13 protein-coding genes, 1 tRNA gene and 1 pseudogene are annotated in these 15,489 nt (G+C 65.6%); 7 read left to right on the top strand and 8 right to left on the bottom strand.

Annotated features, from left to right (window positions below; all coding sequences use genetic code 11):
- The coding region (locus VFA16_RS18325) for a M48 family metalloprotease (RefSeq protein WP_324969180.1) at window positions 1–368 on the top strand (368 nt) is incomplete at its 5' end.
- Between the two features lie 65 nt (window positions 369–433).
- Here VFA16_RS18325 and VFA16_RS18320 read toward each other — a convergent pair.
- The 4 genes from VFA16_RS18320 to VFA16_RS18305 all read right to left on the bottom strand — a co-directional run bounded on the left by VFA16_RS18320 (window position 434) and on the right by VFA16_RS18305 (window position 5,577).
- The gene (locus tag VFA16_RS18320) at window positions 434–1,516 is read right to left on the bottom strand and encodes an ionic transporter y4hA (protein WP_324969179.1); all 1,083 of its coding nucleotides are present in this window, start codon (window positions 1,514–1,516) and stop codon (window positions 434–436) included.
- Window positions 1,517–1,522: 6 nt separating this feature from the next.
- Window positions 1,523–2,371 carry a YoaK family protein gene (locus VFA16_RS18315; protein WP_324969178.1) on the bottom strand — a complete coding sequence of 283 codons (849 nt, stop codon included), beginning with the start codon at window positions 2,369–2,371 and terminating at the stop codon, window positions 1,523–1,525.
- A 41-nt stretch (window positions 2,372–2,412) separates the two neighbouring features.
- Window positions 2,413–3,588, bottom strand: coding sequence for a PPE family protein (locus tag VFA16_RS18310; protein WP_324969177.1), 1,176 nt, complete (start codon window positions 3,586–3,588; stop codon window positions 2,413–2,415).
- Between the two features lie 963 nt (window positions 3,589–4,551).
- Entirely contained in the window at window positions 4,552–5,577 is a 1,026-nt protein-coding gene (locus VFA16_RS18305; RefSeq protein WP_324969176.1) for an NAD(P)H-dependent glycerol-3-phosphate dehydrogenase, read from the bottom strand.
- Between the two features lie 154 nt (window positions 5,578–5,731).
- Here VFA16_RS18305 and VFA16_RS18300 point away from each other — a divergent pair, with 154 nt between their 5' ends.
- Window positions 5,732–7,093, top strand: coding sequence for an adenylate/guanylate cyclase domain-containing protein (locus tag VFA16_RS18300; RefSeq protein WP_324969175.1), 1,362 nt, complete (start codon window positions 5,732–5,734; stop codon window positions 7,091–7,093).
- On the opposite strand, the gene VFA16_RS18295 is transcribed toward VFA16_RS18300, so the two are convergent.
- Together VFA16_RS18295 and VFA16_RS18290 are read right to left on the bottom strand one after the other, a co-directional pair.
- On the bottom strand, window positions 7,021–8,520 hold the full coding sequence (locus VFA16_RS18295) for an NAD(P)/FAD-dependent oxidoreductase (RefSeq protein WP_324969174.1): 1,500 nt from the start codon (window positions 8,518–8,520) through the stop codon (window positions 7,021–7,023). The genes VFA16_RS18300 and VFA16_RS18295 overlap by 73 nt on opposite strands.
- 99 nt (window positions 8,521–8,619) lie before the next feature.
- Window positions 8,620–9,111: a YajQ family cyclic di-GMP-binding protein gene (locus VFA16_RS18290; RefSeq protein ID WP_324969173.1), complete on the bottom strand. Its 492-nt coding sequence runs from the start codon at window positions 9,109–9,111 to the stop codon at window positions 8,620–8,622.
- A 73-nt stretch (window positions 9,112–9,184) separates the two neighbouring features.
- On the opposite strand from VFA16_RS18290, the gene VFA16_RS18285 reads away from it, so the two are divergent.
- From VFA16_RS18285 to VFA16_RS18275, 3 genes are all read left to right on the top strand, one after another.
- Window positions 9,185–9,270: transfer RNA gene (locus VFA16_RS18285), tRNA-Tyr, on the top strand.
- 228 nt (window positions 9,271–9,498) lie between these two features.
- Window positions 9,499–10,551, top strand: coding sequence for a class I SAM-dependent methyltransferase (locus tag VFA16_RS18280; protein WP_324969172.1), 1,053 nt, complete (start codon window positions 9,499–9,501; stop codon window positions 10,549–10,551).
- A 95-nt stretch (window positions 10,552–10,646) separates the two neighbouring features.
- A complete protein-coding gene (locus VFA16_RS18275) occupies window positions 10,647–11,627 on the top strand; it encodes a nitronate monooxygenase (protein WP_324969171.1) in 981 nt (326 codons plus the stop codon).
- A gap of 112 nt (window positions 11,628–11,739) precedes the next feature.
- Here the strand turns inward: VFA16_RS18275 and VFA16_RS18270 are convergent.
- Both VFA16_RS18270 and VFA16_RS18265 read right to left on the bottom strand, forming a co-directional pair.
- Window positions 11,740–11,838 (bottom strand): annotated as a pseudogene (locus VFA16_RS18270) (hypothetical protein); the annotation flags it as partial.
- 40 nt (window positions 11,839–11,878) lie between these two features.
- On the bottom strand, window positions 11,879–12,748 hold the full coding sequence (locus tag VFA16_RS18265; RefSeq protein WP_324969181.1) for a lytic transglycosylase domain-containing protein: 870 nt from the start codon (window positions 12,746–12,748) through the stop codon (window positions 11,879–11,881).
- 352 nt (window positions 12,749–13,100) lie between these two features.
- Here VFA16_RS18265 and VFA16_RS18260 point away from each other — a divergent pair, with 352 nt between their 5' ends.
- Together VFA16_RS18260 and VFA16_RS18255 are read left to right on the top strand one after the other, a co-directional pair.
- Window positions 13,101–13,862: an Rv3717 family N-acetylmuramoyl-L-alanine amidase gene (locus VFA16_RS18260; RefSeq protein ID WP_414687756.1), complete on the top strand. Its 762-nt coding sequence runs from the start codon at window positions 13,101–13,103 to the stop codon at window positions 13,860–13,862.
- Between the two features lie 40 nt (window positions 13,863–13,902).
- A partial coding sequence (locus VFA16_RS18255; RefSeq protein ID WP_324969169.1) for an N-acetylmuramic acid 6-phosphate etherase occupies window positions 13,903–15,489 on the top strand: 1,587 nt, incomplete at its 3' end.

Here is a 15,489-nt window from a genome sequence, read left to right as displayed (position 1 = left end):
TCGCTGGCATGTTCGGCGGCGGCAACCGAGAAGACGGCCCGAATCCCTTTGCACTGCTGCTGGTTTCGCTACTCGGGCCGATCGCGGCGACGGTGGTGCGGTTGGCGGTGTCGCGATCGCGGGAGTATCAGGCCGACGAGTCGGGCGCGGTGCTGACCGGTGACCCGCTGGCGCTGGCGTCGGCGCTGCGCAAGATCGCCGGCGGTGTGGAGGCGGCCCCGTTGCCGCCGGAGCCGCAGCTGGCCAGCCAGGCGCACCTGATGATCGCCAACCCGTTCCGCAACGGTGAGCGGATCGGGTCGCTGTTTTCGACCCACCCGCCGATCGCGGACCGTATTCGCCGGCTCGAGGACATGGCGCGGGGCTGAGCGTGGCCTAGCGGTCACTGAGCAAGACGGAGCCCTAGCGGCCCCTGCGGCTGCGGCCTGCGTGACTACGGAACGACGGCAAGAAACATGTATGCGGCCAGCAGCACCACATGCACTTCGCCCTGGAGCCGGGTGGCGCGGCCAGGCACCACCGTCAAAACACTGACGACCACGGTCAGGGCGAGCAGCACCAACTGAGTGGGGCCGAGACCCAGCAAGAGCGGGCCGCTTAGCCAAATCGAGGCCAGCGCAATCGCCGGAATGGTGAGCCCGATGCTTGCTATGGCAGACCCGTAGGCCAGATTCAAGCTGATTTGGATGCGACCACGCCGCGCCGCACGCACTGCCGCGAGCGTCTCGGGGAGCAACACCAGCGTGGCGATCACCACACCGACGAACGATTGCGGGAAACCGACCGCCGTCACCGCACGCTCGATCACGGGCGATTCCACTTTCGACAGGCCGACGACCGCGACCAGCGCGACAAGCAGCAGTCCAAGGCTCGTCAGCGCCGAGCGTGTGCTCGGGGGCGCCGCATGCTCGTCGTCATCCTTGACCGCGCCAGTTCGTGTCACCGGTAGAAAGAAGTCGCGGTGGCGGACGGTTTGGGTGAAGACGAATAAGAGGTAAAGGCCCAGCGAGGCGATCGCGGCGAACGTGAGCTGGCCCGGCGAGAATTCGGGGCCTTGGTGGCTGGTGGTGAAGGTCGGCAGCACCAGACTCAGGCTGGCCAGCGTGGTGATTGTGGCCAGCGCCGCGCCGCTGCCGTTGGCGTTGAAATGCGTCACGCCATCACGCAGTGAACCGATCAACAGGGACAAGCCGGCGATGCCGTTCGTGGTGATCATCACCGCAGCGAACACCGTGTCGCGCGCCAGCGTCGCCGACTTGTCACCGCCAGAGGCCATGAGCGTGACGATCAGCGCCACCTCGATGGTGGTCACTGCGACTGCCAGGACCAGGGATCCGAATGGTTCGCCGACTCGGTGCGCGACGACCTCGGCATGGTGCACCGCGGCCAGCACCGCACCCGCTAGCAGCACACCTTCGAGGACCGCTGGAATTAAACCGATCTCGCGGCCCCAAGTCAGTGCGAGCGCGACGAGCGCGAGCAGGGGGACCACCACGGTCCATGACAGCAGTTTCAAATGAAGCTACTTCATCACACCACGGCGGTCGGAGTAAAAGTAGGTGTATCCGGTCGTCACCGCACAGACGACGGCGGCTGCTGCCAGCAGCTGCGAACCACTGACGGCCGAGCAAATGCACCCGCCGGTCAGTCCGCCGGCGACGAAGCTGGCAAAGAGCAGGAAGTGTCCCAGCCAGTCGGCAGCTGATCCGCCGCTGATGTGGCGTTCGATTCCCTGACCTAGCTTCACAATCGTCCCGGTCACGTAGCTCAGCGCTACTGACACTTCGCCGTTCTTGACGAACGTGGTGTTCAAAGCACCAATACCGAAGGCAATGATCAAGATTGGTAGGAAGGCGACAGGACCCTTCGACCAGCCCTGCAGCATGACATCGCCGATAGTGGCGATGGAAAGACAAAGAGTGGTGAGCAGAGTGGGTCCATGCGGATGCGCTCGCCAGATGTAGCGGCGGCCCAAGGACCCGACGATCACGCCGCTCAGAAAGCATGCCACCAGCAGTGTGGCCGAGATCGACAGCCAGGGATCATCGATGAACAAACCCGCCACTGCCCGTTGCGTGTTGCCGGTGGCGGTAGTCACGAAGTAGCCGGCGGAGTGTGTGAACGCGACCGCGCCGACAACGCCCGCCAGCCACGCAAGCACCCAGGACAATCGTGCCTCGCTGTCGAAGATTTCGCGCAGCGCTGCCCTGGATTTGCCGGCATCAACGTCGCGACGTAGACGAAATCGACGTGCCCAAGCCTTGCGCCGGCGTCTGGGCCGGACTCGGCGAGGCCGGTCGTTCGTTTGGGGGGCGTCGGTCATGTCGATCGAATCGACTTGTCCTATCCCCGAAGCGGTGCGCTCAGTCATAAATTGGGCTATCCCTTTCTTCGTGTGATGACGTTTGTGTGTCATCCGCCTGCTGGCCAGCGTGGAACCATGTTGGGGCGCAATAAGAACCGCGAAGCATCGGCAAGACGGCCAGCGCTGCGAGCCGCCATACTCGCGACCGGAACAGCGGGCACGCCTGCTATTCCGTGTACCGGCGCGGTATTCGAACCGGTGACGGGCAACGCCGCGCTGACCGGCTCCACGACCGGTGCCGCCGCTGCCCAGCCCTGCGGCACGGACATCGCCCCGACGGAAAACGACCGGCCCATAGCCGCTGACGCCGCTCCGCCGCTGGTGGCACCTAGGGCCGCCGAGCCCACCGAGCCCACCGAGCCCGCCGAGCCTGCACTAAATCCCGCCGCCGCAACGCCTGCACCAGCCGCGGTGCCAGCGACGTTCGCGGTCTTGGCGAGGTTCGCCGCGCCGGTAACGAAACTCAATGCTGAAAACGTCGTGCGCGCATGTCCGCTAAGAGCGGTGGCGTGGTCGTTCAATTGGTTCAAGGTCGACAGAAACGACGACCCGGGCGTGGGGGAAGCCAGTTCCCGAAGCGCTTGCGGCGCTGTGGAAATCAGCCCAGAGCTGGTTGACAGTGCGTCGCGCGTATGAGCCGCGCCTGCAGCGCCGGCGGCTTGGGCGGCCGCGATCCCTTGCCTGGCCAGACCCGCTGAGTCGGTAGTGACCGGAGGCGAGGCAAACGGTGTCAGCGTCGATGCGGCCGCCGAGGCGCTGGCGTAGCCATACATCGCTGCTGCGTCTTGGGCCCACATCTCGCCGTAGTGGGCTTCGGTGGCAGCAATTGCCGGGGCGTTTTGGCCCAATACGTTCGTCGCGACCAGCAACGCCAGCAGCGAGCGGTTCGCTGCGACCACCAGTGGCGGCACCGTCATCGCGTGCGCCGTCTCATAGGCGGCCGCCGCCGCGCGGGCCTGGTTGGCTGTGTGTTCGGCGTGGGCGGCAGTCGTTGTTAACCATGAAATATAGGTCTCGGCCGCGGCTGCCATCGATATTGCCGCCGGCCCCCGCCATGATCCGCTGGTCAGATCCGAGATCACTGACTGGTAGGCGGAGGCTGTCGTATGCAGAGTCGCGGCCAACCCGTCCCATGCCGCCGCAGCCGACAGCATCGGTCCCGAGCCCGGACCGGAATACATGCGTGCGGAATTGATTTCCGGTGGTAACGCACCAAAATCCATCGCTACAGCCCGCCTTCAGGCGCCCGGGATGCCGCGCGAATTGCTTGCTGTAGTGGGCAATTGCCGTTGAATGTGGCAACGAACATTGAATTTCTCCTCGAAAGACTTGGGCTCGTGCGCGCCGATAGCACGGCTACACACGGTGAGGCGCGCAGCGTTATATCGCAGGCTGATTCAGATTGATTGCCGAAGTCGCTGCGTCATACCGCAGGTGCCGCAGTAATCACGCGAGCACGCGGAGGCCGCAGTAGTGGCACAACGGCTTGGCTGTGATTGATCAGCGCCGGGCGACGCAGAGCTGCGACAAGCGTTCTCGGCCGGCCAGGGACGTGACGGGCGTACATGATCCGGCCACGCCAGGTCGCACGCAAACCGTGGACAAGGATCCCAGCAGTGGTGACACCCAAGTCAATTGGGTCGACGGCGACCCCGCCGTGGGTCGACTGCGATGCAGTACCGCGATGTGGAACAGGCTGTGAGGTACTGGCGAATCAGCCTGTTCGATATGGTCAGGACGTTCATCGTCGACGTTGGCGACGCCGGCGGAAACGGCCTGTGGTGCGGCAGCCGCAGCTCGGTCGGCGCGCGCGAGCCCATATCCGATGGCCGCAACCAGCACGCATACCGCAATGACGAGGGCGCTGGCCGACCGCTTCCATGACGGCTCGTGTGGGCCGTGGAAAGTCATCGTGCCTCGATCGCGGCAACGACTACGGCGATCATCCGACTCCCCAACCCATAACAACACGGTCAGCACGGAGCGTAACAACTCCCAGTTAACCTCGCAGTACCTTAAAGTTGCGACAAAGTTAAAGCCTTCGTGCACAGCCTATTCCAGATACTGTGAGCTCAACCACACAGAGTCGACGCTCAATTACATTGAAACAGGCTATTTATCGACTCATTGGCGCAGCAACCGCACCGGCCCTACACATAGAAAATGCATACAAACAAGTCGACTTGTTAAAACCCGGCGCCGTGCACCTCGTGTCCCGGAGGTTCCGCGATCAAGCCCCGGTAGGCCTGTTCGGGGGTCGAGCCGTGGTTGATCACCGCGTCGACCTCGCGGGCAATCGGCATGTTCAATCCGTACTTGTCGGCGAACTCCATGATCACGCTGGCGGCTTTGACGCCCTCGGCGACCTGGTTCATCGAGTCGATGATCTCGTCGATCGGTTTGCCGGCACCGAGTTGCTCGCCGACGTGGCGGTTGCGGCTGCGCTGGCTGGTGCAGGTGACGATCAGGTCGCCCATGCCGGCCAGCCCGGCAAAGGTGTCGCGTTGGCCGCCCATGGCCTCGCCGAGCTTGGACATCTCCCGCACGGCGCGGGCCATCACCGCGGCCCGGGTGTTCTCGCCGATACCCTGCGCATAGCCCATGCCGACGGCGATCGCGTAGACGTTCTTCAACGCGCCGCACATCTCGACGCCGAGCACGTCGTCCAGGGTGTACACGCGGAAACGCTTGGTGCGGAAGAGTTCTGCGAGCCGGGCGGACAGGTGGTAGTCGGGCATCGCCAACACGGCGGCGGCCGCATAGCCCTCGGCAACTTCGCGGGCGATGTTCGGGCCGGCCAAGATGCCGGCCGGATGCCCGGGCAGCACTTCATCGACGATTTGCGACATCCGCATATTGGTGCCCTGCTCGAGACCTTTGACCAACGAGACCACGGGCACCCACGGGCGCAGCTCTGCGGCCAGCTCGGTGAGCACGTCGCGAAAGCCGTGTGACGGCACGCCCATGACGACGACGTCGGCGCTGTTGGCGGCCTCGGAGAAGTCGGTGGTGGCACGCAGCGTCTCGCTGAGCACGACTTCGTCACCCAGATAGCGGGTGTTGCGATGGTTGTCGTTGATGTCCTCGGCGACTTCCTTCGAGCGCACCCACTGCAGCGTCGGGCTCCGACGCGCGCAGATGGACGCGACGGTGGTTCCCCAGGAACCACCCCCCAAGACGACGACTTTCGGTTCGCGCATAGCAGGTGCCATGGCGATCAGCGTATTGCCGACAACGGACCTTTACTGGCAGTTAGCGAACAGCGGTTGGGACGGCGTCGCTGGAGGCACGCCGATTCGGCAGCGAAAGTTCTCCGCCACCGAGGATTTGGACTGCTGACGATCTGTCAATAAGTAAGCTGTGAGGATGGCGGGCAAAGCCAAAAGCGCGCCCGCGATGCGACCAGGCGGGCCGCTTCGCCGGTCCAAACGCATCGCGGGACTGCTGTGGAGCCCGACCCTGCCGGTACGCGACCAGCATTACAGCCAAAGGGTTGAGCGCCGGTTTCGGGTCCTCAACTTCGCGACATTGTTGGCGGCGGTCCTCACCGCAGGCTTCGGACTCGGTTTTGGGCTAGTCACCGGACAAGGGTTCCAGCGTGTCGCCATCAGCTACCTGCTCCCGGCGGTAATCTTCGCGCTGGTTCCCATGCTCCACCGATTCGGTGAATTCGCTGCACCGGTGACCTTCTTCGCGTGTGTCTACCTGACCATCTTTATGATCTGCTGGTCAGTAGGCACCGGCTCGGGGCTGCAGTTCTACTTCCTGGTGACGGCGCCCCTTGTGGTGTTGCTGCTCGGCGATGAACACATCGTGCTCGCATCGGTCGTCGCAGCCATCGGCGCTGCGCTCGCGGTCACTCTCTTGGTCCTTGTTCCCTACGACACCGGCATTCGCCCGCACTGGGCTGTCACGGTGAACTTTGCGTTCGCATCGGTCGCGGCTTGCGCGATGGTGGTCGCGACAGTCTGGTACGCGCTACGTGAGATCACCCGCGCCGAAGAAGTCATTGAGCTGGAGTACCAGAGATCCGAGTCGTTGCTGGCCAATATCCTGCCCGCCACCATCGCGAAGCAGTTGAAGAGTCCTGAAGCCGGGATCATCGCCGACAAATACGACGACGCTTCGATTCTGTTCGCCGACGTCGCCGGGTTCACCCAATGGGCCAGCGGCACCAATCCGGCGGAGCTGGTCCAGTTCCTGAACCAGCTCTACACGCATTTGGACCGGCTGGTCGAGCGGCACGGCTTGGAGAAGATCAAGACCAGCGGGGACTCCTACATGGTGGTCAGCGGCGTGCCCACATCCCGGCCGGACCACCTCGAGGCGCTGGCGAACCTCGCGCTCGATATCGCCGACGCGGTGGCGGACCTCCGCGATCCGCAAGGGCGCCCGGTTCCGCTGCGGATCGGGGTGGCCGCGGGCCCGGTCGTGGCCGGCGTGGTGGGCGCGCGACGATTCTTCTACGACGTGTGGGGAGACGCGGTCAACGTCGCGTCACGCATGCAATCGACCGACAGCGAAGGCCGCATCCAGGTACCGGATGACGTCTACGAACGGCTCAAGGACGACTTTCTCTTTGAGGAGCGAGGCGATGTCGACGTCAAGGGCAAGGGTGTGATGCATACCTGGTACCTGGTGGGCCGCCGAAGCGCCTACCCGGCCAGCGACGCCCGTTCGCCCGCACGCCCGAAGACCATGGATTCATCGATCCGGTCGAACCGGTAGTCGAGGGCGTCGGCGAAGTAGTTCTGCCGCACATTCCACGGCCGCTTGGTGCCGGACTTGGGCAGCGCGTGCAGCGAGCGAAGCACATAGCCGGCCTGGATGTCCCACGACGGCTTCTCCGGCATCGGCTCGTCGCCGCGGTGCGGGTAGGCATGCGTGTAGCCGCGAGACCGCATGTACGCCAACAACTTCGCGGTCGCGCGGGCGGTCATATCCGCACGCAGCGTCCAGGAGGCGTTGGTGTAGCCGACGCACCAGAACAGGTTGGGCACGTCTTCGAGCATGTGCGCCTTGTAGACGAAGCGGTCCTGCGGCTTGATCTCCACCCCGTCCAAAGACACAGTCGCCCCGCCGAGCGCCTGCAACTGCAGCCCGGTCGCGGTCACGATGATGTCGGCGTCCAGGTGCGCACCGGATTTCAACGCGATGCCGCTGGCGTCGAAGTGATCGATGTGGTCGGTGACCACCTCGGCGCGGCCTTCGCTGATCGCAACGTACAGGTCGGCGTCCGGGATCAGGCACAGCCGCTGGTCCCACGGGTTGTACCGCGGTTTGAAATGGGTGTCGACGTCGTAGCCGTCCGGTAGGTGACGGATCGCGATCTGGCGGATCCACCACTTCATGAAATTTGGTGTCTTGCGCGACAAGAACCAAATCGCCCCTTCCAGCAGCGCGTTGCGCATCCGGATGATCTGGTGGGCCACCTTGCGCGGCAACACCTTTCGCAGCGCATCGGAGAAGGGGCTGTACCTCGACGCCGAGAACATGTAGGTGGGCGAGCGCTGCAGCATGGTGACTTTCGACGCCTTCTCAGTCAGCGACGGGATCAGCGAGATCGCCGTCGCCCCGCTGCCGATCACCACCATCTTCTTGCCGGTGTAGTCGAGGTCCTCGGGCCAATGCTGCGGGTGCACGACGGTGCCGCCGAACTGCTCGATGCCGGGAAAGTCCGGAGTGTAGCCCTCGTCGTAGTTGTAGTAGCCGGACCCGAAGAACACGAACCGCGCGCGGTAAGCCTTTAAGGCGCCGTCCTGCTCGGCGGTGACGGTCCACGTGTCCGTGTCAGAGTCCCAACTTGCCGCGCGCACACGGCTGTTGAACCGGATATGGCGGTCGATGCCATACTTGTGCGCGGTCGCGATCAGGTATTCCCGTATGTGCACCCCGTCGGCCACGCCTTCTTTGCGGGTCCACGGCTCATAGGGGAAGGACAGCGTGAAGATGCTGCTGTCCGAGCGCACACCGGGGTAGCGGAACAGGTCCCAGGTGCCACCGATCTGCTCGCGCCGCTCCAGGATGACGTAGCGGATGCCTGGGTTGCGCTCAGTAATGCGGTAGGCGGCGCCCAGCCCCGAGATCCCGGCGCCGATGATCACGACGTCGAAGTCCTCGGGCGCATCGGCGGCGTGGGCGTCCAGGGAAGTCATGCCCATCAGACTAGGCACCCACCGGTTGATTGGGCCAGGGCTGCATTGCCCGGCTCCTCCTCATCGCGCTACGCGCTCTGCATCGGTCGCCGGGCGGCGCTAGCGGTAGTTGACGAACTGCAGCGCGACGTCCAAGTCAGCCTGCTTGAGCATGGCGATGACGGCCTGCAGGTCGTCCTTCTTTTTGCTGGAGACGCGCACCTCGTCGCCCTGGATCTGGGTCTTGACGTTCTTGGGTCCCTCGTCGCGGATCAGCTTGGTGATCTTCTTGGCGTTCTCACTGGAGATGCCCTGTTTGATGGTGCCGGTCACCTTGTAGGCCTTGCCGGAGGCCTGCGGTTCGCCCGCCTCGAACGCCTTCATGGAGATGTCGCGGCGGATCAGCTTCTCCTTGAAGACGTCGACCGCTGCCTTGACGCGCTCCTCGGTCGAACTGGTCAGCTCGATGGTGTCGTCGCCCTTCCACGCGATCTTGGTGTCGGTGCCGCGGAAGTCGAACCGGGTGGCCAGCTCCTTGGCGGCCTGGTTGAGAGCGTTGTCGACCTCCTGGCGATCAACCTTGCTGACCACGTCGAACGATGAATCCGCCATTGGATTCGTCCCCTTCCGATCGGTTTGCGTCCGGATTACCTCCCCGTTGTACTCTGCTAGACGTAACACATACGGCAGGTTGCCCGAGCGGCCAATGGGAGCGGACTGTAAATCCGTCGGCGTATGCCTACCCAGGTTCGAATCCTGGACCTGCCACCAGGTCAGGGGCCTATCTGGCCGCGGGCCAACTGTTTTGAGGGCAGTCACCGTCTGCGAAAGCCGACCCCACGACCCTGTGGGCGTCCGACGGCCGGCGCCACGCGGCATGCGGTGCGCTCTTGCCGGTTTTGACCGTCGCCGCCACTCGCACGGGTCTTTGATGAAATCGGGCTCCGCACGCCTGGTTGGGCTTTAGCTTTGAGACGGCAGTAAGCAAAGGAGCTTGCGGTGAGCGTTAGCGACGACAAACTCAACGCATTTCTCGGCAAGGCGGTCGGGGATCTCGGTGCGTCGGTGAGCGCGGTGCTGATGTTGATCGGCGACGAGCTCGGTCTTTATCGGGCGCTGGCTGGGCACCGGTTGTCGGCTGAGGAGCTGGCGCGGAAGACCGGGACGAACGCGCGTTACATCCGCGAGTGGCTGGGCAATCAGGCCGCGGGCGGCTATGTCGAATACGACGCGGCCAGCGACACCTATTACTTGACCGAGGAACAGGAGCTTTGCCTCGCCAACCCGAACGGTCCCGTCGATCTGCCCGGTGCCTACCAGATCATCCAAGACCTGTTTTACGTGCGTGAGCGTGCGGTCGAGAATTTTCGCAGCGGCAACGGCATGGAATGGGGCGAACATCATCGGTGCCTGTTCTACGGCACGGAGCGGTTCTTTCGCGGCGGCTACAACGCGAATTTGGTTTCGTCGTGGCTGCCCGCGCTTGACGGCGTCATCGAGAAGCTTACCGCCGGCGGCCGGGCGGCCGACGTCGGCTGTGGGCACGGCGCAAGCACGATCCTTATGGCGCAGGCCTTTCCGAATTCACAGTTCGTCGGCATCGACTACCACGGCGCGTCGATCGAAACCGCGCGCGAGCGGGCGGCCAAAGCCGGTGTCCACAACGCGACTTTCGAGCTGGCCGACGCCACCTCCTACCGCGGCGATGACTATGACCTCATTGGATTCTTCGACTGCTTGCACGATATGGCTGACCCGTCCGGCGCGGCTCGCCATGCGCGAGCTGCCCTAAAACCCGATGGCCACTGCCTGCTTGTCGAACCATTCGCCGGCGACAGCATCGCAGAGAACTTGAATCCAGTGGGCCGGCTCTACTACGGGGCATCATCGCTGATTTGTGTTCCGGTCTCGCTGGCGCAGCGTGGCCCTGCGCTCGGGGCGCAGGCCGGGGAGCTGCGATTGAGGAAAGTGATGGTCGACGAGGGCGGTTTCACGCGGTTCCGGCGAGCGACGCAGACACCATTCAACCTCATCTTCGAGGCGCGGCCCTGACGGCTATCAGAACAGCGCCTTCGCGGCAAGCTCTACGCTTGGTAGCGCTCTACTAAACTCAACGAACTTTGCCGGGTCGGTAGTAATCTGCGGCCATGTTGCGCACGCGCTTCACTGAGATCTTCGACCTGCGTGCGCCGATGATGTTGGCCCCAATGGCGTTCCACACGGGGGCCACAGTGGCGGCGGCAGTGTCGTCGGGTGGGGCGCTGGGGTCGTTCGGTGGTGTGGTTCCGACGAAGGGGCCGCAGTGGATCTCGGCTGAGGTGTCGTCGATCAGGGCGGCGACGGACCGCCCGTTCGCCGTCGGCTTCATTACGCAGGCTATCCCTATGGTGCTTCCGCTGTTCGAGGCGACACTGGCCGAGCAGGTGCCCGCCGTCATGTTTTCGTTCGGCGACCCGACACTCTGGCTTGAGCAGGCCAAGACGGCGGGTGCCACGGTGATCTGCCAAGTGCAGACGCTCGCCGACGCCGACCTCGCCGTCGAGGCCGGCACCGACATCCTCATCGCGCAGGGTATTGCCGCCGGGGGCCACACCGGGACCATGAGTCTGCTTCCATTTCTCTCCGCGGTAGTCACCCGGTTCCCCAACATTCCGGTGCTCGCGGCGGGCGGCATAGCCGACGGGCGCACACTTGCGGCCGTATTGACCGCCGGCGCAGACGGCGCCCTAGTGGGTACCGCGTTCCTGGCGACCCCGGAGGCCGTCGAGGTGCATGACCTCCACAAGCGGCTGATCGTTGAGTCAGACGGCACGGACACGGTCTTCACCCACGCCTACGACATCGTGAGCGGCTTTCAGTGGCCAGGCTCTGTCGGCGAGCGCGTCCGTTCTAACCGCTTCACCGACGAGTGGGCGGGCCGGGAGGCCGAACTCCACGAACGTCGAGACGAGTTTGCCGGCGGCAACATGTTTTTTGCCGAGCCGCCCGATCCGGAGACGGACCAGATCCTTTACGGCGAGGGTGCGGGCTTCGTAACCGCCATCCGGCCGGCGGCCGAGGTCATCCGAATGATCTGTGGTGAAGCCGAGGAAATCTTGCGATCCCGTCCGCCGACGCTTCTAGCGTGATTCATCTTCCCCTTGCCCGGTAGCGCCTCAGAAGGCGTCGTCGGCAACCTCCATCAGGTCAGTATCGACGTTTTCGACGACGGCGCGGATCGCGGAGATTGCCGGGAGGACGTACATATACAGTGCGCAGCCCTTCGGCGTACGCCTTCTGCAACATGAGGCTTCGCCGCACGTCCGGTTGGCGCGTGATCGGCACCCAGGGTGCGGTCTTGAACACGGATCCGACGATGCTCAGGCTGCGCCGCGACGGCTTACTGTCGGTGTGTCGCCAGGTAGTCCGCGACGGGAATCGGTGAGGTCGCGGAGTAGCCAATGGGCAAAACCACGTCACCGGCAGTCGTGTTGTAATCGACGTCCCACCGGTAGTACCCGACAAACGCAGCGGGATCGGCTGCGAGCACGGCTGCGTAGTCGTTGACCGCATGCACGTATTGGCTCGAGTTGTTGTACCTGTACAGCGCGTAATCGCGGTTGTCGGCGAAGCCATTAGCGGCGAGGTAGCGGCCGGCGGCCAAGATGCTGTCGTGAGGCGAGAAGATGTCGCCGCCGTCGCCATAGGCGGCAAAGGTGGAGGGTAGGAACTGCATGGGGCCTTGTGCGCCGGCGTCACTTGCGCCGACGATGCGGCCCAGGCCGGTCTCGATCAGATTGATCGCCGCCAGGTAGGTCCAGCCGACGCCGGATGCCGATTCCGCCTTGCGGTAGTAACCGAGCAGCTCGCCGGCCGGCGTCGGCGGGACGATCCGCCATGCGGGCAGCGTGTCTTTTTCTTGGCCCTCGCTCATCACGGTGAGCTGCCGACGCGCGTCGACATTGCGGTCATACATTTCCCGAAGCGAGGGCGGGATTCGCGGACGCGTGATCGGGTCCCACTCGGGGTGCCGTCCAAGGACGCGGTAGGCCGCCTGCTGGCGGTGCGCCGCCCCCCGTAGCACGGCCTCCGACGACGACGGATCCCGCAGCGCCTGCTCGTCGGCAACAAGATCGCCGGCAAGTTGCACGGGGTCCGATGCCAGCCGCCGCTGCGCGGGCGGAAACGTGGCCGCCGCCGGGGAGGGAGTGGCGGTGGAGGTTGATGCGGTCGAGGACTTGGCCGGCTGTGAGCAGGCGACCAGCGTCATCGTTATCGCGACGACGAGCAGCGTCGTGCCGCAACCCTTCACGCGGGATCGATGCGCGCGATCGCGCGTCAGCCGAGAGCGCGTGCATGTCGCCGCGCGCATCCTTCGGTTGCCGGATCCGACTGCCTTCCCAACCACTACCGCTATCTTGACCCACCGAGATGGCGATCCGCTGGCAGATGGGCGGCGTGTGTGCGCCGTCGTGTCGACGGCGGCCGCTGCACGCAGAGGGTCCCGGCGTCGGCACCACTCCGGCGCCTCCCAAAAGCTTCAGTGGGCATATGCACTGCTTTGTTACTATCCCGCCGTGCGTGATGCTGCTCCTCGGTGTGGGTGCGGCAAGCCGCGAGCTGTGCTGAGGCGTGGCGTGCTCAGATATGCCGGTGCGGCCTCGGTGTTCTTGAGCCTTGGCGCATTGACGACCCGGCTGGATGCCCCGAATGCCTTGGCGGCGAATGTCGCCGGGATGGCCGTTTTCCTCGATCCGGGTCACAACGGTGTGGCCGACGCCTCCCTGACCCGCCAAGTCCCCAACGGCCGCGGAGGCACAAAAGACTGCAACACGATGGGCACTGAAACCAACGACGGTTATCCGGAACATGCCTTCAACTGGGACGTTGTCGCGCGAATTCGCAACTCGCTCAACGAGATCGGCGTACGCACACAGTTGTCCCGCGACAACGACAATTCTGTTGGGCCCTGCATCGATGAACGGGCCGCAATGGCCAACGCTATGCACCCCGACGCAATCATCAGCATCCACGCCGACAGTGGACCGGCGACTGGTCGGGGATTTCACGTCTGCTACTCAAGTCCGCCATTGAACGACGCCCAGTCCGGCCCGGCCGTGCAGTTGGCGGCCACCATGCGCGATTCCCTTGTCGCGTCGGGGATGCACCCGTCCACCTACATCGGGTCCAACGGGCTATACAGCCGGGCAGATCTCGCCGGCTTAAACCTGGCCCAGTACCCGGCGATACTCGTCGAGCTGGGCAACATGAAGAACAGCGACGAAGCTGCTCAGATGGAAAGCGCCGACGGGCGAGCAAAATACGCCACCGCAGTCACCCAGGGAATCGTCACATACCTCAGCGCGAAAACCACCGCCAGCTAGCCGAACGTTCAATTGCCGTCCTCATGAAAGGATGGGTGCGGTGATCCTGGCCGTCGACCTCGGCAAGACGTCCTGCCGGGCCGCGGCAGGCGGCCGGAGGGCCGGGGGGCCGGGCGCGCCGGGGCTCGCGGCGCCCGGTGGGGTGCGGGCGGCAGAGGTGGCGATCCTGGCCGTCGCGCAGCGGCTCGGCCCCGCCGAAGAGATCGACGAGGTGATCGTGGGTGCCGCCGGGGCGCTGGCGGCGCCGGACGCGGCGCGCGCACTGGCCGATGCGCTGCTCACCTCGCTGGGGGCGGAGCGCGTCGCGGTGACCAGCGACGCGGTCATCGCGCACGCGGGCGCGCTGGACGGGAAGCCGGGTGTCGTGCTGATCGCAGGCACCGGCGTCGTGGCGCTCGCGATCGGCGCGGACGGCGCGCTGCGAACCGCCGACGGCTGGGGCCCCTGGCTGGGCGACGAGGGCGGCGGCGCGTGGATCGGTGCCGCCGGGCTGCGCGCGGCGCTGCGCGCCCACGACGGCCGGGGCCCGGCCACCACGCTGCTCGATGCCGCCCGCGCCCGCTTCGGCGCGCCGGAGACATGGCCCGCGCAGCTCACCGACGTCGCCGGCTTGTCGTCCTTCGCACCCGACGTGCTCGCCGCGGAGGGCGATGCCATCGCGCGGGCCATCGTCGGCGCCGCCGCGGATGCGCTCGCCGCGACCGCCCGCGCGGCCGGGGATGGCCCGGTGGCGATGGTCGGTGGCCTGGCGGGGGTTGAGGCGCTGCGCGAGCGGCTCGACCTCATCCCGGCCGCCGGCGACGCGCTCGACGGCGCGCTGCGGCTAGGGGCAATCCACGAGCCGCATGTAATCCGGGTGCAGGCAGACGCCGCCCCGCGTGGGCTGGACGCCCTTGCCACCGAGGCCGTGCGGCCAGATCTCGACGACCTCGACGCGCGGCCTATCGGCGAGGTCGTCGCGCTGCTCGTCGCCGCCGAAGGGGAGGCGCACGGCGCAGTGGCCGCGGCAGTTCCGCAGATCGCGGCGGCGGCCGAGGCGATCGCCGCGCGGCTTGAGCGCGGCGGCCGCCTGATCTACGTCGGCGCCGGGACGTCCGGGCGGCTCGGCGTGCTCGATGCGACTGAGTGCAAGCCGACGTTCGGCACCGACCTCGTGCGCGGAGTGATCGCCGGCGGGCCGGCGGCCCTGACCCAGGCGATCGAGGGCGCCGAGGACACGTTCGACCCCGGCGATCTCGCCGACGTGACCGCCGCCGACGCGCTCGTCGGGATCACGGCGTCGGGCCGCACGCCGTATGTGCTCGGGGCCCTCGAGCACGCGCGCGCGGCGGGCGCGCTGACCGTCGCGGTCGTCAACAACCCGCGCAGCGAAGCGTCGGCGGACGTGGTGATCGAGCTGCTGACCGGGCCTGAGGTGCTCGCCGGCTCCACGCGGCTGACCGCGGGGACCGCCCAGAAAGTTGTGCTCAACGCGCTCTCGACGAGCGTGATGATCGCGCTGGGCAAGGCCTACGGACCACGGATGGTCGACGTGCGCCCGAGCAGCGCGAAGCTGCGCCGCCGCGCAGTGCGGATCGTCCGCGACGTGGCCGGCGTCGACGAGGAGAGCGCGACCGCCGCACTCGCC

Origin of the sequence: Mycobacterium sp. (assembly GCF_035653355.1) — a bacterium.
GTDB lineage: Bacteria > Actinomycetota > Actinomycetes > Mycobacteriales > Mycobacteriaceae > Mycobacterium.
Note: the sequence above shows the minus strand (reverse complement) of the source record. Positions and strands in the feature narration are given on the sequence as shown.

Coding starts and splice junctions, on each gene's coding strand:
- VFA16_RS18305 (WP_324969176.1), bottom strand. CDS start 5,577: ATGGCACCTGCTATGCGCGAACCGAAAGTCGTCGTCTTGGGGGGTGGT.
- VFA16_RS18290 (WP_324969173.1), bottom strand. CDS start 9,111: ATGGCGGATTCATCGTTCGACGTGGTCAGCAAGGTTGATCGCCAGGAG.
- VFA16_RS18300 (WP_324969175.1), top strand. CDS start 5,732: ATGGCGGGCAAAGCCAAAAGCGCGCCCGCGATGCGACCAGGCGGGCCG.
- VFA16_RS18315 (WP_324969178.1), bottom strand. CDS start 2,371: ATGACTGAGCGCACCGCTTCGGGGATAGGACAAGTCGATTCGATCGAC.
- VFA16_RS18275 (WP_324969171.1), top strand. CDS start 10,647: ATGTTGCGCACGCGCTTCACTGAGATCTTCGACCTGCGTGCGCCGATG.
- VFA16_RS18310 (WP_324969177.1), bottom strand. CDS start 3,588: ATGGATTTTGGTGCGTTACCACCGGAAATCAATTCCGCACGCATGTAT.
- VFA16_RS18295 (WP_324969174.1), bottom strand. CDS start 8,520: ATGACTTCCCTGGACGCCCACGCCGCCGATGCGCCCGAGGACTTCGAC.
- VFA16_RS18265 (WP_324969181.1), bottom strand. CDS start 12,748: ATGACGCTGGTCGCCTGCTCACAGCCGGCCAAGTCCTCGACCGCATCA.